The organism is Bacillus sp. FJAT-27916 (genome assembly GCF_001183965.1).
Taxonomy (GTDB): domain Bacteria; phylum Bacillota; class Bacilli; order Bacillales; family Pradoshiaceae; genus Pradoshia.
In genome coordinates this window covers 4,020,124-4,041,941 of sequence record NZ_LFZV01000001.1, presented here as the reverse complement: position 1 = coordinate 4,041,941, position 21,818 = coordinate 4,020,124, and the positions used below count along the sequence as shown (strand labels likewise).

The 21,818-nt window shown below is 43.8% G+C and carries 20 protein-coding genes and 2 tRNA genes; 20 read left to right on the top strand and 2 right to left on the bottom strand.

Annotation, left to right across the window (positions count from 1 at the left end; all coding sequences use genetic code 11):
• The first annotated feature begins 100 nt into the window (after nucleotides 1-100).
• From spoVG to AC622_RS19805, 15 genes are all read left to right on the top strand, one after another.
• On the top strand, nucleotides 101-394 hold the full coding sequence (gene spoVG, locus AC622_RS19875; RefSeq protein ID WP_049672611.1) for a septation regulator SpoVG: 294 nt from the start codon (nucleotides 101-103) through the stop codon (nucleotides 392-394).
• A gap of 203 nt (nucleotides 395-597) precedes the next feature.
• Nucleotides 598-1,971: a bifunctional UDP-N-acetylglucosamine diphosphorylase/glucosamine-1-phosphate N-acetyltransferase GlmU gene (glmU, locus tag AC622_RS19870; RefSeq protein WP_049672610.1), complete on the top strand. Its 1,374-nt coding sequence runs from the start codon at nucleotides 598-600 to the stop codon at nucleotides 1,969-1,971.
• A gap of 20 nt (nucleotides 1,972-1,991) precedes the next feature.
• The gene (locus AC622_RS19865; protein WP_049672609.1) at nucleotides 1,992-2,945 is read left to right on the top strand and encodes a ribose-phosphate diphosphokinase; all 954 of its coding nucleotides are present in this window, start codon (nucleotides 1,992-1,994) and stop codon (nucleotides 2,943-2,945) included.
• Nucleotides 2,946-3,163: 218 nt separating this feature from the next.
• Complete coding sequence (locus AC622_RS19860) at nucleotides 3,164-3,772, top strand: 50S ribosomal protein L25/general stress protein Ctc (RefSeq protein WP_049672608.1); 609 nt, start codon at nucleotides 3,164-3,166, stop codon at nucleotides 3,770-3,772.
• 348 nt (nucleotides 3,773-4,120) lie between these two features.
• Complete coding sequence (pth, locus tag AC622_RS19855; protein ID WP_049672607.1) at nucleotides 4,121-4,681, top strand: aminoacyl-tRNA hydrolase; 561 nt, start codon at nucleotides 4,121-4,123, stop codon at nucleotides 4,679-4,681.
• 80 nt (nucleotides 4,682-4,761) lie between these two features.
• Nucleotides 4,762-4,992: an anti-sigma-F factor Fin gene (locus tag AC622_RS19850; RefSeq protein WP_049672606.1), complete on the top strand. Its 231-nt coding sequence runs from the start codon at nucleotides 4,762-4,764 to the stop codon at nucleotides 4,990-4,992.
• A gap of 113 nt (nucleotides 4,993-5,105) precedes the next feature.
• On the top strand, nucleotides 5,106-8,636 hold the full coding sequence (mfd, locus tag AC622_RS19845) for a transcription-repair coupling factor (protein ID WP_049672605.1): 3,531 nt from the start codon (nucleotides 5,106-5,108) through the stop codon (nucleotides 8,634-8,636).
• A 177-nt stretch (nucleotides 8,637-8,813) separates the two neighbouring features.
• Nucleotides 8,814-9,350, top strand: coding sequence for a stage V sporulation protein T (gene spoVT, locus AC622_RS19840; RefSeq protein ID WP_049672604.1), 537 nt, complete (start codon nucleotides 8,814-8,816; stop codon nucleotides 9,348-9,350).
• A 141-nt stretch (nucleotides 9,351-9,491) separates the two neighbouring features.
• Nucleotides 9,492-11,096, top strand: a complete 1,605-nt coding sequence (locus AC622_RS19835; protein WP_049672603.1) for a putative polysaccharide biosynthesis protein — start codon at nucleotides 9,492-9,494, stop codon at nucleotides 11,094-11,096.
• A gap of 18 nt (nucleotides 11,097-11,114) precedes the next feature.
• Nucleotides 11,115-12,578, top strand: a complete 1,464-nt coding sequence (gene mazG / locus AC622_RS19830) for a nucleoside triphosphate pyrophosphohydrolase (protein WP_049672602.1) — start codon at nucleotides 11,115-11,117, stop codon at nucleotides 12,576-12,578.
• Nucleotides 12,579-12,598: 20 nt separating this feature from the next.
• Nucleotides 12,599-12,859, top strand: coding sequence for an RNA-binding S4 domain-containing protein (locus AC622_RS19825; RefSeq protein ID WP_049672601.1), 261 nt, complete (start codon nucleotides 12,599-12,601; stop codon nucleotides 12,857-12,859).
• A gap of 70 nt (nucleotides 12,860-12,929) precedes the next feature.
• A complete protein-coding gene (gene yabP, locus AC622_RS19820; RefSeq protein WP_049672600.1) occupies nucleotides 12,930-13,235 on the top strand; it encodes a sporulation protein YabP in 306 nt (101 codons plus the stop codon).
• Complete coding sequence (gene yabQ / locus AC622_RS19815; RefSeq protein ID WP_049672599.1) at nucleotides 13,232-13,888, top strand: spore cortex biosynthesis protein YabQ; 657 nt, start codon at nucleotides 13,232-13,234, stop codon at nucleotides 13,886-13,888. Before yabP ends, yabQ begins: the two co-directional genes overlap by 4 nt.
• 14 nt (nucleotides 13,889-13,902) lie before the next feature.
• The gene (locus AC622_RS19810; RefSeq protein WP_049672598.1) at nucleotides 13,903-14,277 is read left to right on the top strand and encodes an FtsB family cell division protein; all 375 of its coding nucleotides are present in this window, start codon (nucleotides 13,903-13,905) and stop codon (nucleotides 14,275-14,277) included.
• 119 nt (nucleotides 14,278-14,396) lie between these two features.
• Nucleotides 14,397-14,861 carry a S1 domain-containing RNA-binding protein gene (locus tag AC622_RS19805; protein ID WP_049672597.1) on the top strand — a complete coding sequence of 155 codons (465 nt, stop codon included), beginning with the start codon at nucleotides 14,397-14,399 and terminating at the stop codon, nucleotides 14,859-14,861.
• Between the two features lie 141 nt (nucleotides 14,862-15,002).
• Here AC622_RS19805 and AC622_RS19800 read toward each other — a convergent pair.
• Both AC622_RS19800 and AC622_RS19795 read right to left on the bottom strand, forming a co-directional pair.
• Nucleotides 15,003-15,074, bottom strand: a tRNA-Glu gene (locus tag AC622_RS19800).
• Between the two features lie 13 nt (nucleotides 15,075-15,087).
• A tRNA-Met gene (locus AC622_RS19795) sits at nucleotides 15,088-15,164 on the bottom strand.
• Nucleotides 15,165-15,471: 307 nt separating this feature from the next.
• On the opposite strand from AC622_RS19795, the gene spoIIE reads away from it, so the two are divergent.
• The 5 genes from spoIIE to hpt all read left to right on the top strand — a co-directional run bounded on the left by spoIIE (nucleotide 15,472) and on the right by hpt (nucleotide 21,801).
• Nucleotides 15,472-17,955 (top strand): stage II sporulation protein E, encoded by a 2,484-nt coding sequence (spoIIE, locus tag AC622_RS19790; RefSeq protein WP_049672596.1) that lies wholly within the window; start codon nucleotides 15,472-15,474, stop codon nucleotides 17,953-17,955.
• Between the two features lie 86 nt (nucleotides 17,956-18,041).
• Entirely contained in the window at nucleotides 18,042-18,779 is a 738-nt protein-coding gene (locus AC622_RS19785; protein WP_049672595.1) for a vWA domain-containing protein, read from the top strand.
• 19 nt (nucleotides 18,780-18,798) lie between these two features.
• Nucleotides 18,799-19,716, top strand: coding sequence for a serine/threonine protein kinase (locus tag AC622_RS19780; protein WP_231589562.1), 918 nt, complete (start codon nucleotides 18,799-18,801; stop codon nucleotides 19,714-19,716).
• 127 nt (nucleotides 19,717-19,843) lie between these two features.
• Nucleotides 19,844-21,259 carry a tRNA lysidine(34) synthetase TilS gene (tilS, locus tag AC622_RS19775; RefSeq protein ID WP_049672593.1) on the top strand — a complete coding sequence of 472 codons (1,416 nt, stop codon included), beginning with the start codon at nucleotides 19,844-19,846 and terminating at the stop codon, nucleotides 21,257-21,259.
• On the top strand, nucleotides 21,256-21,801 hold the full coding sequence (gene hpt / locus AC622_RS19770; protein WP_049672592.1) for a hypoxanthine phosphoribosyltransferase: 546 nt from the start codon (nucleotides 21,256-21,258) through the stop codon (nucleotides 21,799-21,801). The genes tilS and hpt overlap by 4 nt, the downstream gene beginning before the upstream one ends.
• The last annotated feature ends 17 nt before the right edge of the window (nucleotides 21,802-21,818 follow it).

Genomic DNA, 21,818 nt, shown 5'->3' with positions numbered 1-21,818 from the left:
TTTTTATCTATTTTTTGAATATTTTTCAATATAAAAGAAGGAAATTAGATAGTTTTGTGGAAATAGTTAGTAATTCGCTTTTATAAAAGGTGGTGACATTATGGAAGTTACTGACGTAAGATTACGCCGTGTAAACACTGATGGCAGGATGAGAGCAATCGCATCCATCACTTTGGATAATGAATTCGTTGTCCATGACATCCGAGTAATTGATGGCAATAATGGTTTGTTCGTTGCTATGCCAAGTAAACGTACACCAGACGGAGAATTCCGTGATATTGCACACCCAATCAATTCTGGTACACGCGGTAAGATTCAGGAAGCCGTTCTTGCCGAATATCATCGTGTAGGTGATGTTGAAGAGGTTGAATTAGAAGGAGCGGGAGCATCCTAATTAAAGAGAGAGAATAGAAGTACTACATCTAAGAGCCGACCATCTGAGAGGCTCTTTTTTATATCCCCAAAAATCCCCCAGTTTAATCAAATCCCCATTCAAGGAATCCAGAAATAAATTGACAGTTTTGCCCTCCCTTCTTGAAAAGAATAATTAGTTCATGTATAGTCTTAAATGGATAAAAAGGTAAACGGAGGGCTATCATGACGAACCGAAATGCAATCATACTGGCGGCGGGAAAAGGCACTCGAATGAAATCGAGTCTTTATAAAGTATTGCATCCCGTTTGCGGCAAGCCGATGGTAGAGCATGTGATTGACAATGTTTCTTCTATTAAGGCTTCTAAGATCGTAACAATTATTGGCCATGGTGCGGAAGATGTTAAAGAAGTAGTAGGTTCAAAGACAGAATATGCCCTGCAGGCAGAACAATTAGGCACAGCTCATGCTGTTATGCAGGCTAAAGATATATTAGGGAATGAAGAAGGAACAACGCTTGTTATTTGCGGAGATACCCCTCTCATTACCGCAGACACACTGGAAGCATTGCTTGATGTGCATGCAGCACAGAAAGCTAAAGCAACTATTCTTACTGCTCGTACGGCTAACCCTGCCGGCTATGGACGCGTAATCCGAAATGCTGAAGGCTTGGTTGAGAAGATTGTTGAGCATAAAGATGCATCCCCAGAGGAGCTGCTTGTTCAAGAAATCAATACAGGCACTTACTGCTTTGATAATAAATTGCTGTTTGAATGTCTGGAGAATGTTTCAAATGAAAATGCTCAGGGCGAATATTATTTGCCGGATGTCATTGAGATATTGAAGCAGCAGGGAGAGATTGTTTCAGCCTTTGAAACACCGAACTTTGATGAAACATTAGGCATCAATGACCGCGTTGCTCTTTCACAGGCAGAAACGATACTCAAGCGTCGAATCAATGAAGGTCATATGAGAAATGGGGTAACGCTCATTGATCCTGACCATACGTATATCCACCCGGATGTGGTCATTGGCCCGGATACGTATGTTTACCCTGGGACAATGATTAAAGGAAAGACAACAATTGGCAGCGAGTGTCATATCGGTCCGAACACAGAAATCAAGGATTGTGATATTAAAGACCGCACAGTGGTTCGCCAGTCGGTCGCTCATGATAGCCAAATAGGTTCAGATGTCCAAATCGGTCCTTTCTCTCATATTCGTCCGCAATCAGCCATTCATGATGAAGCGAAGATCGGCAACTTCGTAGAGCTGAAGAAGGCGACTCTTGGAAAGGGCAGCAAGGCATCCCATTTAAGTTATTTGGGAGATGCTGAAATTGGCGAGCAGGTAAATGTCGGATGCGGAAGTATTACGGTTAACTATGATGGGAAGAATAAATTCTTAACCAGGATAGAAGATGGAGCGTTCATTGGATGCAATTCCAATTTAGTTGCTCCAGTAACCGTAGGAAAGAGTGCATATGTTGCTGCTGGTTCAACCATTACGAAGGATGTTCCGGGAGAGGCGCTATCCGTTGCGCGTGCACGTCAAGTGAATAAAGAAAACTATGTAAATAAGCTAAATATTAATAAATAGTCTTGGAGGCCCATTATAAAATGTCAAATCGATATTTAGATCCCAATCTAAAAGTATTCTCACTCAATTCCAATCCTCAATTAGCGGAGGAAATTGCAAATGTTATTGGCGTTGAACTTGGGAAATGCACAGTATCACAATTCAGCGATGGTGAAGTGCAAATCAATATTGAAGAAAGTATCCGCGGATGTGATGTATTCGTTATCCAATCCACTAGTGCTCCTGTAAATGAACACTTAATGGAATTACTCATCATGATTGATGCGTTGAAGAGAGCATCTGCTAAAACAATCAATATCGTTATGCCTTATTACGGCTATGCTCGTCAAGATCGTAAAGCTAGAGCTCGTGAGCCAATCACAGCTAAATTGGTAGCCAATTTGCTTGAAACAGCAGGGGCTACACGCGTTATTACACTTGACTTGCACGCGCCGCAAATTCAAGGCTTCTTTGATATTCTAATCGACCACTTAATGGGTGTTCCGATTCTTGCGGACTATTTCCAAGCAAAAGAATTGGATGATATTGTTATCGTATCTCCAGACCACGGCGGTGTAACACGTGCGCGTAAGATGGCAGATCGTCTGAAAGCACCGATTGCCATCATCGACAAACGCCGTCCGCGTCCAAATGTAGCTGAAGTTATGAACATTGTTGGTAATATTGAAGGGAAAACAGCCATTTTGATTGATGATATCATCGATACAGCAGGTACGATTACATTGGCTGCCAATGCTCTTAAAGAAAATGGAGCAAAAGAAGTGTATGCTTGCTGTACACACCCTGTTCTCTCTGGTCCTGCCATCGAGAGAATCCAAAACTCCAACATTAAAGAATTGGTTATTACAAACACAATCGCATTGCCAGAAGAAAAGCAAATTGACAAGATCGTCAATCTATCAGTTGCTTCTCTTATCGGTGAAGCCATCATCCGTGTACACGAAGAACAATCTGTAAGTACACTATTCGATTGATCAACTGAAATGGCAATCTCCATACTATACTAAAGAAGCTGAATGGAACCTCCATTCGGCTTCTTTGCATTCATCTAACAGTCCTTACGTCAGAGCATCCGCTTTTCCTATATGGAAAATGATTTAAGAAATCGCCGCGCTATATGTTTATACCTGTCTTAAAGAGGGGATTAGGTATAGGATACTCGTTCAAATAGAAAAAGGATGGTGTAAGTGGTATGGCAATGACATTACAAGCAACTAAAAGGGAAGAGTTCAAACGTTCCTCATTACGAAAGCTTAGAGAAAACGGAAAATTCCCGGCAGTCGTGTATGGAAATAACAAACCGACTTCACCCATATATGTTGATGAGGGCGAATTCCTGAAGGCTATGAAGGAAAGCGGAAGAAATGGTGTACTAGCACTCGACCTCGGCGGTCAAAAGGAAAGTGTGATGCTGGGTGAATACCAGCAAGACAGCATAAAAGGCCATATGATTCACGCTGATTTCTTGGTTGTCAACATGTCCGAGGAACTCGAAGTAGATGTACGTATTGACCTTGTTGGCGAAGCAGCCGGTGTCAAGGAGGGTGGTGTTATTCAGCAATCCTTGCATGAAGTAACCGTGAGTGCGAAACCGAACGAGATTCCTGCCTCTATTGAATATGACATCTCTAATCTGCAAATTGGTGATACCATCATTGTTGCTGATTTGAATCAGGATGGTGACTATACCATCACACAGGATGAGGATGAAGTAATTGCCTCTATCCTTGCTCCTAGAGTTGAAGCTGAAGCTGATGAAGGAGCTGTAGAAGGGGCCCCAGAAGAGGCACCTGCTGAATAACGCATCCGATTATTGTAAGTCAACAAACAGGGTTGCCGGGCATGGGTCTGGCAGCCCTTTTTTATCGGCTAATCCTGTTTTCTGTGGAGTGCGCACTAATAAGGCTGTTCATTCCGCAGAAAATAGGGGTAACCTAGAAGGAGTTAGACCTAAAAGGACAGGTTTCTTATAAAAACCAAGCGATTTAACAAAAATACTTGGTCAAACTCTCCTCAAAACAACATATGTATAGAAAAGATATTCGTAAAACCTAGCGAACAGGCGAACTTTATTTTGCTTAAATCCATAAAAAGTATAAAATATGAAGAGGAAATGAAAAGGGTTTAACCTACAAGGAAGTGTTATACAATGAAATTAATCGTCGGCCTTGGGAATCCAGGGGCAAAATATGAAAGAACACGTCATAATATCGGCTTCATCATTATTGATGCATTGGCTGAGAAATGGAACATCAAATTGAATCAAAGCAAGTATAATGGCTTATACGGAGTAGGCACAGTCGCAGGTGAGAAAGTCGTGCTGCTTAAGCCGTTAACATATATGAACCTCTCAGGTGAGGCTATCGCCCCTTTGGCGAATTTTTACAAAATCGGTCTCGAGGATATTGCCATTATTTATGATGATTTAGATTTACCGAAAGGGAAGATACGGCTGCGACAAAAGGGCAGTGCCGGCGGCCATAACGGTATGAAATCAGCTATCCAGCATCTCGGCGGGGATGGGTTTAACCGGATCCGTGTAGGGATAGGACGGCCGGAGGGAAGAATACCAGTACCTGATTATGTACTGACCAACTTCGGTGAGCAGGAGCAGGCGGTCATGGCTGATGCAATAGGGAAGTCTGTAGAGGCTTGTGAACAATGGCTGAAGGAACCATTCCTCAAGGTGATGAATACGTATAACGGGTAAGCTCGCTTCATATGGCTCGTTCTGAATAAAATCAGGCATAAACGTGAATACTAACAGTATTAGGATGCGGAGGTAAATGAATGGCGCTACACTATTACTGCAGGCATTGCGGGCATGTCTTAGGCAATCTCGAAGAACAGCATAAGGAATATTATCAATCGGTTCTTGAAGTGCTAACAGCCGAGGAAAGAGAAGAGATAATAGGTTATGATGATAATGGAGTTATCCAAATCCGCTCCATCTGTGAATCCTGTCAGGAGGCATTGGAGCAGCAGCCGGATTACCATTTGCTTGATTACCTAATTCAATAAGACAGAGATTTGCTTTGGAAGGCGTACTCCAAAGCGTTTTTCTGTTTCTAAATAAGACCTATACCATCTATCAATCTAACAATATAGAAGACAGTTGAAGGGAGGACAGACAGTTGAAAAGACTACAACAGCTATTATCAACGAATAAAGACATTACCTCTATCCAGGAGGGAATTGAAGCGGGATTGAAGGAGCAGATGATTGCTGGTTTATCGGGCTCAGCACGCTCATTGTTCATGGCCGGATTATATGAGCAAACGAATAGACCGCTGTTGGTTGTGACACCTAATCTTTTGAATGCCCAAAAAATTTACGAGGATTTAACCTCAATATTAGAGAAGGATAAGATCTATCTGTTCCCAGCGAATGAGTTAATTGCTGCGGAGCTGAGTATTGCAAGTCCCGAGCTCCGTACACAAAGGATTGAAACCTTAAATTATCTGTCGAACGGACCGAAAGAGGGCATTATTATTGCGCCTATTTCAGGTATCAAAAAATTACTTCCGCCTGCAGAGGTATGGGCCGAAAGTCAATTAGTGCTGAAGGTTGGCAAGGATATAGAGATTGATAAAGCCTTATCCAAGCTTGTGGCGATTGGTTATACAAGAGCAGATATGGTTACTGCACCCGGTGAGTTTTCTCTCAGGGGTGGAATCATGGATATTTTTCCCCTGACAGAGGAGAATCCTATCCGAATAGAATTATTCGATACCGAAATTGATTCGATTCGAACCTTTTCCGTCGAGGACCAGCGTTCATTAGAAAAAGTGAAGGAAGCAACATTAAGCCCTGTTACAGAAACCATTGTGAGTAAGGCAGGGTTGTTTAAGATTGCTGAACGTCTTGAGGAAGGCTTAGAGAACTCCCTCAAAAAAATGAAGGATAAGCAAGCTAAAGAGAATATGCTCATGCAAATTGAACATGAAATCAGCATGCTTAGAAGCGGGGAAACCTTTGAACATATGGCCCAATACCTTTCCCTTGCCTATGATCAGCCGGCTAGTTTGATAGACTATATTCCTGAATCAAGTGTCGTTATTTTTGATGAGGTCTCAAGAATTCAGGAGATGGGTGACCAGCTAGACAAGGAAGAGGCTGAATACTATACGTCCTTGATAGCTGATGGGAAAATCATCCACGACATCATGCTTTCCCACTCGTTATCATCCCTTATGCAGCGCAGGAGGCACCTGTCTGTTTATTTATCCCTCTTCCTCCGTCACGCAGCCAATACGAGCCCGCAAAATATCGTGAATATATCCTGTAAGCCGATGCAGGATTTCCATGGGCAGATGAATGTATTGAAGGCTGAGTTTGACAGATGGAAAAAGGGTAAATATACCGTTATTCTGATGGGAACAGACCCTGAGCGTGTCAAACGAATTGAGCGCATACTTGATGACTATGATATGCAGGCAGATATTGTCAATGACCAGGACGGTATTAAGGATGGCGCCATTCAAATTATGGAGGGCCAATTGCAGACTGGCTTTGAGCTACCGCTGCAGAAAGCAGCCATTGTCACCGAAAAAGAGCTGTTTAATAAACGTACGCGGAAATCAGTAAGAAGGCAGAAGATGACCAATGCCGAGCGAATCAAGAATTATTCCGAGCTGAAGCCTGGAGACTATGTCGTTCACGTGAATCATGGTATTGGGAAGTTCCTTGGAATTGAGACTTTAGTGATAAACGGCATTCATAAGGATTATCTGCATATCCGTTATCAAGGCAATGACAAGCTTTATGTGCCTGTAGACCAGATAGAGCTCATTCAAAAATATGTGGGTTCTGAGGGTAAAGAGCCTAAAATGTACAAGCTCGGAGGCGCTGAATGGAAGCGTGTCAAGAGCAAGGTTCAATCAACTGTTCAGGATATCGCTGATGATTTAATCAAGCTCTATGCTGAAAGGGAAACAGCAAAAGGCTATGGATTTATGCCAGACGGGGAGATGCAGCGGGATTTCGAGGCCTCCTTCCCTTATAAGGAGACAGAGGATCAGCTGCGCTCCATCGTGGAGATCAAGAAAGATATGGAACGAGAACGGCCGATGGATCGCCTTCTTTGCGGTGATGTTGGCTATGGCAAGACTGAGGTCGCTATTCGTGCGGTCTTTAAAGCCATTGCTGATGGCAAACAGGTGGCCTTCCTTGTGCCGACAACGATTCTTGCCCAACAGCATTATGAGACCATGCGGGAGAGATTTCAGGAATTCCCGATTAATATTGGCTTGTTGAGCCGCTTCCGGACGAGGAAGGAGCAGAATGAAACGATTAAGGGGCTGAAGAATGGCACCGTTGATGTTGTAGTTGGTACTCACCGCCTGCTCTCAAAGGATATTGTGTACCATGATCTTGGGCTTTTGGTGGTGGATGAGGAGCAGCGCTTTGGTGTAACCCATAAGGAAAAGATCAAGAGGCTGAAGACGAATGTGGATGTCCTGACCTTGACAGCTACGCCAATTCCAAGGACGCTGCATATGTCTATGCTGGGGGTACGGGATTTGTCTGTTATAGAGACGCCACCGGAGAATAGGTTCCCAGTTCAGACCTATGTAATGGAATATAATGCTTTGCTCGCTCGAGAGGCCATTGAGCGTGAGCTTGCTCGTGGTGGGCAGGTCTATTACTTATACAATCGTGTAGAGGATATTGAGCGCAAAGCAGAAGAGCTCGCTATGCTTGTTCCAGACGCCCGCATTGTTGTCGCACATGGAAAAATGACGGAAAGTGAGCTTGAATCTGTCATGTACAGCTTCCTTGAAGGGGAGGCAGATGTGTTGGTAAGTACTACCATTATTGAGACGGGTGTAGACATTCCAAATGTGAATACACTCATTGTTTATGATGCTGATAGAATGGGCTTATCCCAGTTATATCAACTGCGAGGAAGGGTTGGAAGATCCAATCGGGTTGCCTATGCGTATTTCACATACAGACCGGACAAAGTACTTACTGAGGTTGCAGAGAAGCGCTTGCAGGCAATAAAGGAATTTACAGAGTTGGGTTCAGGCTTTAAAATAGCTATGAGGGATTTGACCATTCGGGGTGCTGGTAATCTATTGGGAGCTGAGCAGCATGGCTTTATCGACTCAGTTGGATTTGACCTTTATTCCCAGATGCTTGCAGAAGCAATTCAGGAACGAAAAGGGGACATAAATAAAGATACCCATAATCCAATTGAAATTGACCTTGAAGTTGATGCCTATATTCCAGATGCTTATATAGCTGATGGAAATCAGAAAATTGAAATGTATAAACGTTTCAGAGCGGTTTCAACAGAAGAGGAGCTCGATGAACTCCGAGATGAAATGCTCGATCGTTTTGGAGAATTCCCAGTAGAAGTTACTTACCTTTTCAAAATTGCCGATATGAAAATTCGGGCGATACGCGCAGGCGTAGAATCAATTAAGCAAGTTAAAGATGAAGTAACCATACTCACCTCCGAAAAATCAAGCAAAGAAATAGACGGACATTTATTGTTTAAGGCTGCCTCTAAGTATGGCCGCATGGTTGGCTTAGGTATGGAAGCCAATTGCTTGAAAATGGTTCTGTATGTAAAGAAGGTTCTGGCAGAGGACTGGCTCAATGCTGCCTTTGAGCTGGTTTCCGAGCTCGAGAAGAACAAAAAGGTAAAGGCAGATTAAACGCCTTTACCCTTTAGTGCTTTACAGGAGAAACCCCCATTAAAAAAGAAATAATTTTCTTAGTGTATAGAAGTTACCATTAGAAAAATACTAAGTGCAAGCATCGGCGGCATTTTCGTCAAATGGCAGCAGGACGTGTCGCAAAAAACAAACCCGATGAAAGAGAGGCAACACAGAATGAAAGCAACAGGTATTGTTCGTCGCATTGATGATCTAGGACGCGTTGTTATTCCTAAAGAAATTCGGAGAACACTCCGAATCCGTGAGGGAGATCCTTTGGAAATTTTTGTGGATAGAGACGGAGAAGTAATCCTTAAAAAATATTCTCCAATCAGTGAGCTTGGAGATTTCTCTAAAGAATATGCGGAAGCATTATATGATAGCCTTGGCAACCCAGTATTAATCTGTGACCGTGATACATACATCGCTGTAGCGGGAGGCTCTAAGAAGGAATTCTTGAACAAGGCAATCAGTGATTCTGTTGAAAAAATCATGGAAGATCGCAACTCTGTACTTATCACTCAAAAAGGAACTGTTTCCTTGGTTGATGGCGCAGATGAAGACGTGGCTTCATACACAATCGCTCCTATCGTAGCGAATGGTGATCCAATCGGTGCCGTTGTTATTTTTGCAAAAGAAGCAACTGTTGGTGAAATCGAATTAAAAGCGATTGAAACAGCTGCAAGCTTCCTTGCAAAACAAATGGAACAATAATTACGATTATTGTATGATGGGCAATCAAAAGATCTGTTTTGAGTAAAACGGGATCTTTTGATTGCCCTTTTTTTATGGATTCATAAAGGTTTAGGTGTATATGGTATAATACATGAAACAGATTAAAGAGGTGTACGTTTGATGGACAGGGAATATGGGGCATCGCGCACGATTGCGCGAGGAGCAGCCGTCTTGGCGGCCGCAGCCATTTTTGTGAAAGTACTGAGCGCGGTTTATCGTGTTCCCTTTCAGAATATTGCTGGTGATGAGGGATTCTATATTTACCAGCAGGTCTATCCAATCTACGGCATTATCGTTGTTCTGGCTACATACGGATTTCCTGCTGGTATCTCAAGTATGCTGGCATCACAGGATTCTGGAGGAAGGGGAGGTCATAAGCAGCTTATAACCGCTTCTCTCCTTTGGATATCCATATTCGGCTTGCTCGGCTTTACTCTCCTTTATATGGGTGCTGAGGAGATTGCTCTTCTCATGAATGATCTTCAGCTCGTCCCCTTGATACAAGTAGTAGCTGTTTCTATGCTTTTACTTCCGTTGATCTCCTGTGTGAGGGGGCTCTATCAATCGAGCGGGAATATGCTGCCTACAGCATACTCGCAAACAATCGAACAAATTGTCAGGGTGTCGGTCATCTTAATTGGCTCCTTTATCTTAATGGAGAAGGGCTTCTCCCTTTATGCAGTTGGTAGAGGAGCTATGATGGGGTCTGTTTATGGAGGTCTTGCAGCAACGGTCATTTTGCTCTACTTTGTCATAAAAGACCGGGATCGGCATTTTCCGCTGCAATGGCCGTCCTATGAGATATTTCTTCAATCTGGGAGGATTCTCCTGTTTCAAGGGCTGGCGTTTTGTCTAAGTAACATGTATATCCTGCTTTTGCAACTCGTAGATTCCTTCCAGCTGTATGCTGCTCTTATCGACCAAGGTATTCTTTCGCAAGATGCCAAGGTGTTAAAAGGTACATATGACAGGGGGCAGCCATTGATCCAAGTTGGGCTGGTCATTACGACCTCTTTGGCTTTATCAATGGTGCCTGTTCTGTCCTCATTGAGAAAACAGAAGGCGGTAGAAGAATTAAAGAGGATGTGCCGGCTTGCAATCAAGGTAAGTGCTGCAATTGGACTTGCAGCAGCAGTTGGGCTTACGGCAATATTAAGCTCGGTGAATGTAATGCTATTTAAGGATGATCAAGGCAGGGATGCGTTAATCATTATTGCCTTCATGATTGTGTTTGCTTCAGTGGCCATCACCTCAGCAACAATTCTGCAGACATTGGGGCGCATAAAGGCCTCTATCATCGTGGTTGGCTTGTCTGTTGGGCTGAAGGCTATGATGAATCCGCTGTTTATTGCGGATGGAGGCATTGAAGGAGCAGCTTGGTCCAGTTTGGCAGCAACAGCCTTTGGGGCAGCTGCCCTGCTTATCCTGGTTGGCAGGGAGCTATCCGGGGAGATGATAAGCACACGGCAGATGGCGATTACAGCAACAGCCGCACTCGCCATGTTCGGAGCTTTAGCTGGATACACATTCCTCTTCTCTATCATCTTTGAAGGATATTTGGCGTCAAGATGGCTGTCTGCCATTCATGCATTAAGTGCCGTTCTTCTTGGGGTGGTAGTTTATCTCCCAGTTTTGGTTAAAATGAAATTATTCAGCAGGGAAGAGCTATTGTTGATTCCTTTAGGAGACCGGCTGGTCCGGTTGCTGCCGCGTGAGAAAAATTAAGTTAGGAGCACAAGTTTAATGAGTCATCATATTACCATTATTGGTTTGGGAGCGGGAGAGCTTGAGCAGCTTCCGCTCGGAATCTACCGGTTGTTAAAGAATACAGCCTTATTGTATGTCCGTACAATGGAGCATCCGGTATTGAAGGAGCTTTCTTTAGAGGGACTTTCGATTGAGAGCTTTGATGCTGTCTATGAGAAGCATGACCAATTCGAGGACGTATACGAAGAGATTGCGGAAACGCTATTGCAAAAAGCTTTATCAGAGGATGTCATATATGGGGTTCCGGGTCATCCGTTAATTGCGGAAATGACGGTACAGCTTCTTCTCTCAAAAGGGAGTGAACGGGGGATTGATGTCGTCATCAAGGGAGGGCAGAGCTTCCTTGACCCTATGTTTACAGCGATTAAGGTTGACCCAGTAGAGGGCTTCCAGTTCCTTGATGGCACGAGCCTGTCTGTTATAGATCTGAATACGCGTCAGCATATCATCATCAGTCAGGTGTATGATGCTTTTATCGCCTCAGAGGTAAAGCTGACGCTGATGGAACGTTATCCGGATAATCATCAAGTATGCCTTGTAACAGGAGCCGGCATGAGCTCGGAACAGGTAAAATGGCTGCCGCTATATGAATTAGACCGGGAGATGGAGCTGAGCAATCTGACATCAGTCTATGTTTCGCCGTTGTCTGCTCCTGAGCAGCAATTTAAGGAGTTCTGGAAGCTTAGGGAGATCATTGACCGCCTCAGGGCTCCGGATGGCTGTCCATGGGACCGTGCCCAGACACATATTACCTTGAAGAAATATTTAATAGAGGAAGCCTATGAGCTCATAAATGCCATCGACCAGGACGATATAGATAATATCATTGAGGAGCTGGGCGATGTTCTTCTTCAAGTAATGCTCCATGCAAAAATCGGCGAGGATGACGGCTTCTTCTCGATTGATGATGTGATTGAGTCCATCTCTGATAAGATGGTCAGAAGGCATCCGCATGTCTTCGGAGATGCTTCCGCCCATACGCCGGAGGATGTGGAGAAGACATGGCAGGAGGTAAAGAAAACTGAAAAGGATGAGAAGGAGTCCTTGTTTAATGGTTTGAATGAGAGCCTTCCGAAGCTCATGCAGGCAGAGGAGATTCAGAAGCGTGCGTCCAAGGTAGGATTTGACTGGGATGATGTCAGCCCTGCCTGGGAGAAGGTTTTGGAGGAACTGCAAGAGTTCAAGTCAGAGCTTGACCACCCAGAGCGCAATCTGGTTAAAATGGCAGATGAGTTCGGAGATGTCCTTTTTGCCTGTGTTAATGTGGCAAGGCTTGCGGGCATTGACCCTGAGCTTGCCTTGCATGGGACAAATAATAAGTTCCGAAACCGTTTTGAGTTTGTGGAACGCTGTGTAAGGGAATCAGGAAAAGGCTGGTCAGATTTCAGCCTGGCTGAGCTTGACCATTTCTGGGATCAAGCCAAGCAGCAGGGGCTATAAAGAGTTAGGAGGAAACAACAATGAGGCTGGATAAATTCTTGAAGGTGTCACGAATCATTAAAAGACGCTCTGTGGCAAAGGAAGTGGCCGACCAAGGGCGTATTAAAATAAATGGAAAAGAATCGAAAGCTTCTGCTGATGTGAAGGTCGGTGATACACTTGAAATTCGCTTTGGCCAAAAGGTCCTTACGGCAAAGGTAGAGAAATTAGTAGAGACAACGAAAAAAGACGAGGCTGCCGGAATGTATTCCATTATCGGTGAGGAGCGGATTACCGAGTAAGAGAAGCTTGGTCTAATTTATCCCGATTTATCATACACTTTTACAAAATGTTTGATAATGGGGGATAAGAATGAGCCAATATTATGAATCAAATCAAGCAGGCAAAAATGCCGCACCTGACCATGATATAAGCATGAAGGGCCGCAAGCTTTTGGATATAACAGGCGTCAAGCAAGTGGAGAGCTTTGATAATGAGGAATTCTTGCTTGAGACTGTTATGGGCTTCTTGGCAGTTAGAGGCCAAAATCTCCAAATGAAGAACCTCGATGTCGATAAGGGAATTGTCTCTATTAAGGGAAAGGTATATGAAATTACCTATCTTGATGAGAACGGCGGGGAGAAAGCTAAAGGGTTCTTTGGCAAGTTGTTCAAATGAGTCTTGATACCCAATTTGTGACGCTCTTGTCCATGATTGCAATGGGCTTGAGCTTTGGGGCGGCCTTTGACACGTATAATCGATTCCTGAAAAGGGCGAAGAGAGCCCTTTGGATCGTGTTCATTCATGATGTCTTATTCTGGTGTATGCAGGCACTGTTGATTTTCTTTGTTCTTTTTAAAGCTAATGCAGGTGAATGGCGCTTCTATATTGTACTGGCTCTCTTGTGCGGCTATTCAGCCTATCAGGCCCTATTCAAAGGGTTATATAAAAAAGTGCTCGAGGGAGCGATTCATCTTGTGCTTGAGACGATTCATTTCTTTGTTCGTATAGGGGACATGCTGTTGCTCAAGCCAGTGAAGGGAATAATCATGCTATTGGCCGGGACCGTTCTCTTCATCTTGAAAATGGCAGCAAAATTAGCGAATGGAATATTTATGCTTGCTTTGATGATTTTAAAGGCCTTATTATCAATAGTAAGAGTAGTATGCTGGCCGTTGTTCCGTTTGGCCGCAATTATATGGAGAATCATGCCTATGGTCCTGCGCCGGCCGTGTGAAAAGTTTTTTTCAAAAATGGCAGGGATTATCGCGGGTATGAAGAATAGTATCATTGTATTCTATGATAGGTGGATAAACAGGTCATCTGAATGAAGGAGGACAAGGAAATGGGTGCGCTTGATAAGAAAAAGAAAAATATCTCTCAAATCGACTCACCATATGTTCAATATCAAGAGAAACGGACCCAGTCCTTTGAGCGGAAGAGATTGGGACTGGCAAGAAGACTGATGTTCTTCATGCTTTTTGCCGTTATTTCAACCGGCATTGTTTTGGCTACGCTCTATTCTCAGAAATCTGCCCTGAAGGACAAAGAGGCCCAAAAGCAAGAGCTTAAGGAGCAATTATCCAGTTTGCAGAAGGAAGAGGAACAATTGAAGGAAGAAATCATAAGGCTGAATGATGATGAATACATCGCGAAGCTTGCCCGTAAGGAGTATTTCCTTTCGGATGACGGTGAGATTATTTTCAACCTTCCAGAATAATGAAGGGTCACGAAATTACCCTCACGTTGACACGAATTTTTTACAGGGATTATAATATATAGGGAAGTATTTCTATACTCTATTATTTTTTTAATTTCTTAAGGAGGAGCATTTTTTTTATGTCAATCGAAGTAGGCAGCAAGTTACAAGGTAAGGTAACAGGAATTACCCATTTCGGAGCGTTTGTTGAGCTGCCCGAAGGTTCAACAGGATTAGTCCACATTAGTGAAGTGGCTGATAACTATGTTAAAGATATCAACGATCACCTTAAAGTGGGTGACCAAGTTGAAGTAAAAGTCATCAACGTCGAAAAGGACGGAAAAATTGGTCTATCCATCAAGAAGGCTGTTGAGAAGAAAGAAAGCGAAGCACCATCTTCTTATCAGCAACGTCCAAGAAGAAACAACGACTTCCGTGGCGGACGCGGTGATAACCGCGGTGGAAGAGGAAATGATTCTAGACCGCCACGCGAGAATTTTGAACAAAAAATGGCCCGCTTCTTAAAAGATAGTGAAGAGCGTATGTCATCTCTTAAACGGAATACAGAATCCAAACGAGGTGGCAGAGGAGGAAGACGCGGCTAAACCTTGCTGCTGAAACAAACTGGCAATTTTATATAACAGACCGGCTGATTAGCCGGTCTGTTTTTGTATACACAGGAGATTTGGTGAAAGGCGCACAAAAAAGCCGAGGAACGCATTCCTCGGCTTTTATCTATATAAAAATGACCCCTACGGGATTCGAACCCGTGTTACCGCCGTGAAAGGGCGGTGTCTTAACCGCTTGACCAAGGGGCCATGTATAAAAAATTGGTAGCGGCGGAGGGGATCGAACCCCCGACCTTACGGGTATGAACCGTACGCTCTAGCCAGCTGAGCTACACCGCCATATTTTTAAACACAAAAAGTATCTTACAATCTTCCTGTCTCTTTGTCAACGATTTAAAAATTATCCGCAATTATCAGATTATTACAGTTAAATTAATGGCAAATTCTTGCCTGTTCCCTTCATTCTTACACATCTTTCAAGCAAAAGATGATCATTGCCCGTCAACGGCACATGCTTTATGTTTGGTTTTGCCCATTCGCAAGGAATGCCGTCGAAGACTTTTTCTCTCTCCATCCTTCAATATGACAAATTAATGAGCTTGTCCACTCTATAATGAGAGACATCACTAGTTAGGGGAGTGAAACAATGAGTAAAGTAGAAAACAATCAAATGCTTGGATCAGTAACAGATGTTCAATATAATCCTGAGAAGTGGAATCCGGTTAATCTTATTGGCAAATATACGGCCAAAGTTGAAGATATATTCATTAGACAGGGGTATATACTCGTTGTTCTGGGCTTCCTGCTGGGGAGGGCGCTCATTCTCTCTCAGCTTACCCCATTCTCACTGCCGTTCTTTGCGGCGGTTTACATGATGAAAAGAGAGCGATCACCGCTTGTGATGGTGTCGGCCATCGGAGGAGCATTAACGGTATCCTGGACAGCTGGATTAAGCCTGTTCGCCTCCTGTGCTTTATTTCTCCTTCTTTATAAGCTGCGTCAGCCCTCGGTGGAGAACCAATTTAAACTGGTCGGCGTTTATGTCCTCATAGCCCTCGGCATCTCAAGTGCGACAGAACGGTATTTAAAATATATGAAGTTTGAAATCTACGACGCCATGATGGTTGGAGTAGAGGCAGGACTTGCACTGATCTTAACGTTAATCTTTATTCAATGTATACCCTTGATTTCCGTTCATAAGAGACCGCAATCCTTAAAAACGGAGGAAGTGATCAGCCTGATTATCATGCTGGCCTCCGTTATGACGGGAACGATTGGGTGGGCAATCTATGATGTGTCACTTGATCATATTCTGAGCCGGTATCTCGTCTTATTGTTTGCTGTCTCTGGCGGGGCATCCATAGGGTCGACTGTCGGCGTCGTGACTGGGCTTATCTTCAGTCTGGCTAATTTGTCTAGTCTATTTCAGATGAGTCTGCTCGCCTTTTCCGGACTTCTGGGAGGCTTATTAAAGGAAGGGAGAAAAATCGGCGTATCCTTAGGACTAATCATTGCGACGCTGCTGATAGGCCTATATGGTGAGGGCTCGCAAAACATATCCATAACCCTATATGAATCACTCATTGCTATTAGTTTATTTCTGCTTACCCCTGCCTCTATTATTGAGCGGGTCGCAAAGCATATACCCGGAACGGTCGAGCATGCCAATGAGCAGCAGCAATATGTCAGGAAGGTGCGAGATGTGACTGCCCAGCGGGTGAATCAGTTTTCATCCGTGTTTCTTGCATTATCTAATAGCTTCTCGAAAATGGAGGCGGAGACAACAAAAGAGGAGGATAGGGAGCGCGATATGGACTACTTCCTCAGCAATGTCACAGAAAAGACATGCCAAACATGCTTTAAGAAGGATTATTGCTGGGCGAAGAATTTCGATTACACATATGGGATGATGAGTGATTTAGTCCAAGATCTTGAAGAAGAGCCGGCTCAAGTCTCGCAGCAGACGGCGCGGGAATGGAAGAAGTTCTGCACGCGGTATGACAAGGTGACAGAAGCGATGCTTCAGGAGATATCCTATTTCAATGCCAATCAGAAGCTGAAGAAGCAGGTGAAGGAGAGCAGGAGGCTGGTTGCAGATCAGCTTCAAGGTGTTTCGAAGGTAATGGAGGACTTCGCTAAGGAAATTACTAAGGAACGCGAGAATCTTCATATCCATGAGGAGCAATTAATGGACTCCATTCGATCATTCGGATTGGACATCCACCAAATGGAAATTTATTCTCTTGAACAGGGGAATATTGACATAGATATGCAGCTCAGTGATAACAAAGGAAGTGAAGTGGGAGAGAAACTGATTGCACCGATGCTATCCGACATATTGGGCGAACATATTATTATGCATAAGGAGGAAAAGGGGCCTTTCCAAAGAGGGATTTGCCGGCTGACTTTCCGTTCGGCAAAACGATATGCAGTTGTGACAGGAGTGGCTCACGCAGCAAAAGGAGGCGGGCTCGTATCCGGAGACAGCTATAAAATGATTGATATTGGAAAAGGGAAATATGCCATTGCCATAAGTGACGGCATGGGTAATGGCCAGAGGGCACATAATGAGAGTACGGAAACCCTGCAGCTTTTACAAACCATTCTTGAATCAGGCATTGAAGAAAAGGTGGCGATTAAATCCATCAATTCCATCCTTTCATTACGGACGACAGATGAAATCTTCTCGACGCTGGATTTGGCCATGATTGATTTGCAGGATGCAAATATTAAATTTCTAAAGGTCGGTTCCACGCCGAGTTTCATTAAACGAGGACAGCAAGTGACGAAAATACAATCGAATAATTTGCCGATAGGCATTATTAAAGAATTTGACGTAGATGTCGTGAATGAACAGCTGAAGGCAGGCGATTTGCTTGTCATGATGAGTGATGGTATTTTCGAAGGGCCGAAGCATGTAGAGAATTACGAAGCATGGATGAACAGGAAAATACGAGAAATCAAGACAGAGGACCCTCAAGAGGTGGCAGACATTATATTGGAGGAGGTTATTCGAACAAGCTCTGGCCGAATAGAGGATGATATGACAATTGTTGTTGCCCAAATAAAGCATAATATACCGAAGTGGTCCAGCATCCCTATGGGAATGCGGAGAAAAAAGGCGCAATAGTCCCTGAAAATCCCTTCAAAGACCGTATAAAGCGCCATTTAATAGGCGAAGATGATGATAACATACGAGTATTGGAGGGTAATGGGATGAAGACAGGTACAGTGAAGCAGATTCTCCTGCTGACGGATGGCTGCTCTAATCAGGGGGAGAATCCAGCGGCCATGGCAGCTTTGGCACGGGAGGAAGGATTGGTTGTCAATGTGATTGGTGTGATGAGCAAGGATATCATTGATGAACGGGCGATGGGTGAAATTGAACAGATTGCCATTGCCGGCGGCGGAATTCATCAAATTGTCTATGCTGAACAGCTATCTCAAACCGTGCAAATGGTCACAAGGAAAGCTATGAATGAAACCATTCAGGGGGTAGTCAATAAAGAGCTTCAGCAGATTCTTGGGAATCAGGTAACGCTAGAGGAGCTGCCTCCTGAAAAGCGGGGAGAAATCATGGAGGTTGTTGAGGACCTTGGTGAAACAGTAAGAATGGAAGTTCTTGTTCTGGTTGATACGAGCGCAAGCATGAAGCATAAGCTTCCCACGGTCAAGGAAGCGCTGATTGACCTATCGATCAGTCTAAATGCCCGGAGCGGCGATAATCAGTTTGCCGTTTACATATTTCCCGGGAAAAGGGCAGAAGCGGAATTAGTGCTTGATTGGTCACCAAGAGTAGAATCACTATCCAAGATATTCGAAAAGCTAACAACAGGCGGAATCACACCGACCGGCCCTGCTATTAGGGAAGCAATTAGGCACTTTAAAGACAAATCATCTTTAAGGAGATTGGTGAACGAAGATGACGAGTCATACCGCGAAGAGACCATGTAGTTTCCAGATAGGGACTTTCATGACGGGCAAATGGCACCATAACCGCTACGAGTTGCGAAAGGAATTAGGATATGGGGCCAATGGAATTGTTTACCTGGCCCAATCTGTGCGAGGAACTGTCGCAGTAAAGTTCAGTGATAACAATGCCACGATTGCCTCTGAAGTGAATGTATTAAAATCATTTGCAAAGGCCCAAGGGGATTCCCTCGGGCCTTCTTTAATAGATGTAGATGACTATGTAGTAAATGGCAAGATCTATCCTTTTTATGCGATGGAATTTATACAAGGGGATTCCCTCCTGGCATTCCTGAGAAAGCGGGGGAATGAATGGCTGAATGTCCTCTCCTTGCAGCTGCTTACCCAGCTGGAGAAATTGCATCAGCTAGGGTGGGTCTTTGGTGACTTGAAGCCGGAGAATCTGATTATTCAATGGCCCGAACAAAGAATCCGCTTTATTGATGTCGGCGGAACAACTCAGCAGGGCAGAGCAATTAAGGAATATACGGAATACTTTGATCGAGGATATTGGGGTCTTGGCGGAAGAAGGGCTGATCCGTCCTATGATTTATTCTCCTTAGCCATGATTATGATGACTGCAGCTTACGGAGGAAGAGTGCCAAAGAGAGAGGGCGGTCTAAAGGAGCTTCGCGAGAGAGTCAAGGACAAGAAAGAGCTCGCTGTAATCGAGCCTGTTCTCATGAAGGCATTTGCTGGCAAGTATGCGAGTGCTGGAGAGATGAAACGAGAGTTGGCAGCATATATGCAACGCCAGTCAAATAGGAGAAAGCATAGCGCGGTACAAACGAGCCGTATGCAAATGAGAAATGCTAAAGGCAAGAGTGGTCGTCGTAAGGGTGGGCGAATAGCAGAGACCTTGTTTCTCATTCTTCTTGTCACACTGTTATACGCAATCTATATGTTGGGGCTTGTTGTATAAGTTTATTATTTAAACAAATAATAAAGTGGAGTTTCTTGCCTGTTCATAAAGGAAAGTTTTTGGCAGCGTCCATACAAGAATGGTACGATAGTACATATTGAATTGATAAGGCAGGAAGGGATTACGCATGTTAGAGAAGCAGGTTACTGCTTTTATAAAGCAAAAACGGTTAATAGACCCCGGTGATTCGTGCTTAGTTGGGGTTTCAGGCGGTCCGGACTCGATTGCTTTATTGGCTTATATGAAGGAACTCATCCCGGAATATGGACTGACGATTATGGTTGCCCATGTTGATCATATGTTCAGGGGAGAGGAATCTTATAAAGACTACCAATATGTCGAGGAGATGTGTGCCAAATGGAATCTGCCCTTTAAAGGGACGAGAGTCAATGTACCGGATTATATTAAGCAGACAGGAAAAAATCCCCAACAGGCATCTCGGGATTGTCGATACGCGCATTATAAAGCTATAATGAAGGAATATTCGGTGAAAAAGCTTGTTCTGGCGCATCATCTAGACGACCAGGCCGAAACGGTCCTGATGAATTTAATCAGGGGGAGTACAGGTAAAGCGAGAATGGGGATACCTGTAAAAAGGTCTTTTGCCGGAGGAGAAATTATCCGGCCGTTCCTTGCTGTGACAAGACAGGAAATCATGGATTATTGTGAACGAATGAACCTGAATCCCCGTTTTGACCCAAGCAATGAAAAGGATTTATATACAAGGAACCGGTTCCGCAAATACATATTGCCACTCATTAAGCAGGAAAATGAACAGGCATTGAATCATATTCAACGTTTCTCTGAGGAAGTGGAGCAGGATGAGGATTATCTTCAAAGCCTTGCCCAGGAGAGATTTGAATCCCTTGGTATAGAGCGGGATAAGGACAAATGGATTGTCGAAATCCCCCGTCTTTCAGCAGTGCCAAAACCTTTACAAAGAAGGGTGATTCAACTAATATTAAACTATCTTTATCAAGTGAAACCTTATATGTTTTCATCCGTACATATAGATAGTATTCAATCCTTGCTTGTGGAATCTCATCCTTCCATCTCCTTGCAGTTGCCTCATGGCCTTCGAGTGACAAAGGCCTACGAACGGTTGCTTTTCCATTTTGGCGAGCTGCCCGTTTCGACCTTTTCCAATGAACTTTGTATACCTGGGCTGACGACGCTAGAGAATGGTTATGTGATTGAAACAGCATTATGGGACGGAGCTGCTGAAGAAATGCTTCAAGAATCAGCAGATGCCTGTACCATAACGATTGCGAAGGAAAGACTGCCCTTGCTTGTACGGAACAGGCGTGATGGAGACCGCTATCAGCCGAAGGGATTTGCAGGACATAAGAAGCTGAAGAAGCTTTTTGTCGAACGCAGAATTCCCATCCATTTACGTGATTCATGGCCGATTGTCACCGATAAGAACGGAGTCATCGTCTGGATACCGGGCTTGCAGCAGGTAAGTGCCGAATATTCGCCGAATGCTATAAATATCATGGTAAAGTATACTGAATTAAGCTCTTCTAGGAGGACAACTGAATGACAATCCACAATGACATAGAAAAGGTACTGATTTCCGAGGAGGAGATCCAAGGGAAAATCAAAGAGTTGGGCGCAATGCTCACAGAAGAATATAAGGATAAGAATCCGCTTGTAATCGGCGTGTTAAAAGGCGCAATGCCATTTATGACAGATTTGCTGAAGCATGTGGATAGCTATCTGGAAATGGACTTCATGGATGTTTCCAGCTATGGAAACTCAACTGTTTCATCCGGTGAGGTTAAGATTATCAAGGATTTAAATACATCTGTTGAAGGCCGTGACCTTCTTATTATTGAAGATATTATTGACAGCGGTTTGACCTTATCCTATTTAGTGGACTTATTCCGCTACCGTAAGGCTAAATCAATCAAGCTTGTTACTTTGCTTGATAAGCCGTCCGGCCGTAAAGCTGACATCACAGCAGATTATGCATGCTTCGATGTGCCGAATGAATTCGTTGTCGGCTATGGATTGGATTACATCGAGAAATATCGTAACCTTCCATATGTTGGAGTGCTTAAAAGAGAAGTTTATGAAGCATAAATTTAGGGATATAAATG

What these genes read in the sequence shown, in the direction of transcription:
- spoVG (WP_049672611.1), top strand. Translation starts at nt 101, where the DNA reads ATGGAAGTTACTGACGTAAGATTACGCCGTGTAAACACTGATGGCAGG.
- glmU (WP_049672610.1), top strand. Translation starts at nt 598, where the DNA reads ATGACGAACCGAAATGCAATCATACTGGCGGCGGGAAAAGGCACTCGA.
- AC622_RS19865 (WP_049672609.1), top strand. Translation starts at nt 1,992, where the DNA reads ATGTCAAATCGATATTTAGATCCCAATCTAAAAGTATTCTCACTCAAT.
- AC622_RS19860 (WP_049672608.1), top strand. Translation starts at nt 3,164, where the DNA reads ATGGCAATGACATTACAAGCAACTAAAAGGGAAGAGTTCAAACGTTCC.
- pth (WP_049672607.1), top strand. Translation starts at nt 4,121, where the DNA reads ATGAAATTAATCGTCGGCCTTGGGAATCCAGGGGCAAAATATGAAAGA.
- AC622_RS19850 (WP_049672606.1), top strand. Translation starts at nt 4,762, where the DNA reads ATGGCGCTACACTATTACTGCAGGCATTGCGGGCATGTCTTAGGCAAT.
- spoVT (WP_049672604.1), top strand. Translation starts at nt 8,814, where the DNA reads ATGAAAGCAACAGGTATTGTTCGTCGCATTGATGATCTAGGACGCGTT.
- AC622_RS19835 (WP_049672603.1), top strand. Translation starts at nt 9,492, where the DNA reads ATGGACAGGGAATATGGGGCATCGCGCACGATTGCGCGAGGAGCAGCC.
- mazG (WP_049672602.1), top strand. Translation starts at nt 11,115, where the DNA reads ATGAGTCATCATATTACCATTATTGGTTTGGGAGCGGGAGAGCTTGAG.
- AC622_RS19825 (WP_049672601.1), top strand. Translation starts at nt 12,599, where the DNA reads ATGAGGCTGGATAAATTCTTGAAGGTGTCACGAATCATTAAAAGACGC.
- yabP (WP_049672600.1), top strand. Translation starts at nt 12,930, where the DNA reads ATGAGCCAATATTATGAATCAAATCAAGCAGGCAAAAATGCCGCACCT.
- yabQ (WP_049672599.1), top strand. Translation starts at nt 13,232, where the DNA reads ATGAGTCTTGATACCCAATTTGTGACGCTCTTGTCCATGATTGCAATG.
- AC622_RS19810 (WP_049672598.1), top strand. Translation starts at nt 13,903, where the DNA reads ATGGGTGCGCTTGATAAGAAAAAGAAAAATATCTCTCAAATCGACTCA.
- AC622_RS19805 (WP_049672597.1), top strand. Translation starts at nt 14,397, where the DNA reads ATGTCAATCGAAGTAGGCAGCAAGTTACAAGGTAAGGTAACAGGAATT.
- spoIIE (WP_049672596.1), top strand. Translation starts at nt 15,472, where the DNA reads ATGAGTAAAGTAGAAAACAATCAAATGCTTGGATCAGTAACAGATGTT.
- AC622_RS19785 (WP_049672595.1), top strand. Translation starts at nt 18,042, where the DNA reads ATGAAGACAGGTACAGTGAAGCAGATTCTCCTGCTGACGGATGGCTGC.
- AC622_RS19780 (WP_231589562.1), top strand. Translation starts at nt 18,799, where the DNA reads ATGACGGGCAAATGGCACCATAACCGCTACGAGTTGCGAAAGGAATTA.
- tilS (WP_049672593.1), top strand. Translation starts at nt 19,844, where the DNA reads ATGTTAGAGAAGCAGGTTACTGCTTTTATAAAGCAAAAACGGTTAATA.
- hpt (WP_049672592.1), top strand. Translation starts at nt 21,256, where the DNA reads ATGACAATCCACAATGACATAGAAAAGGTACTGATTTCCGAGGAGGAG.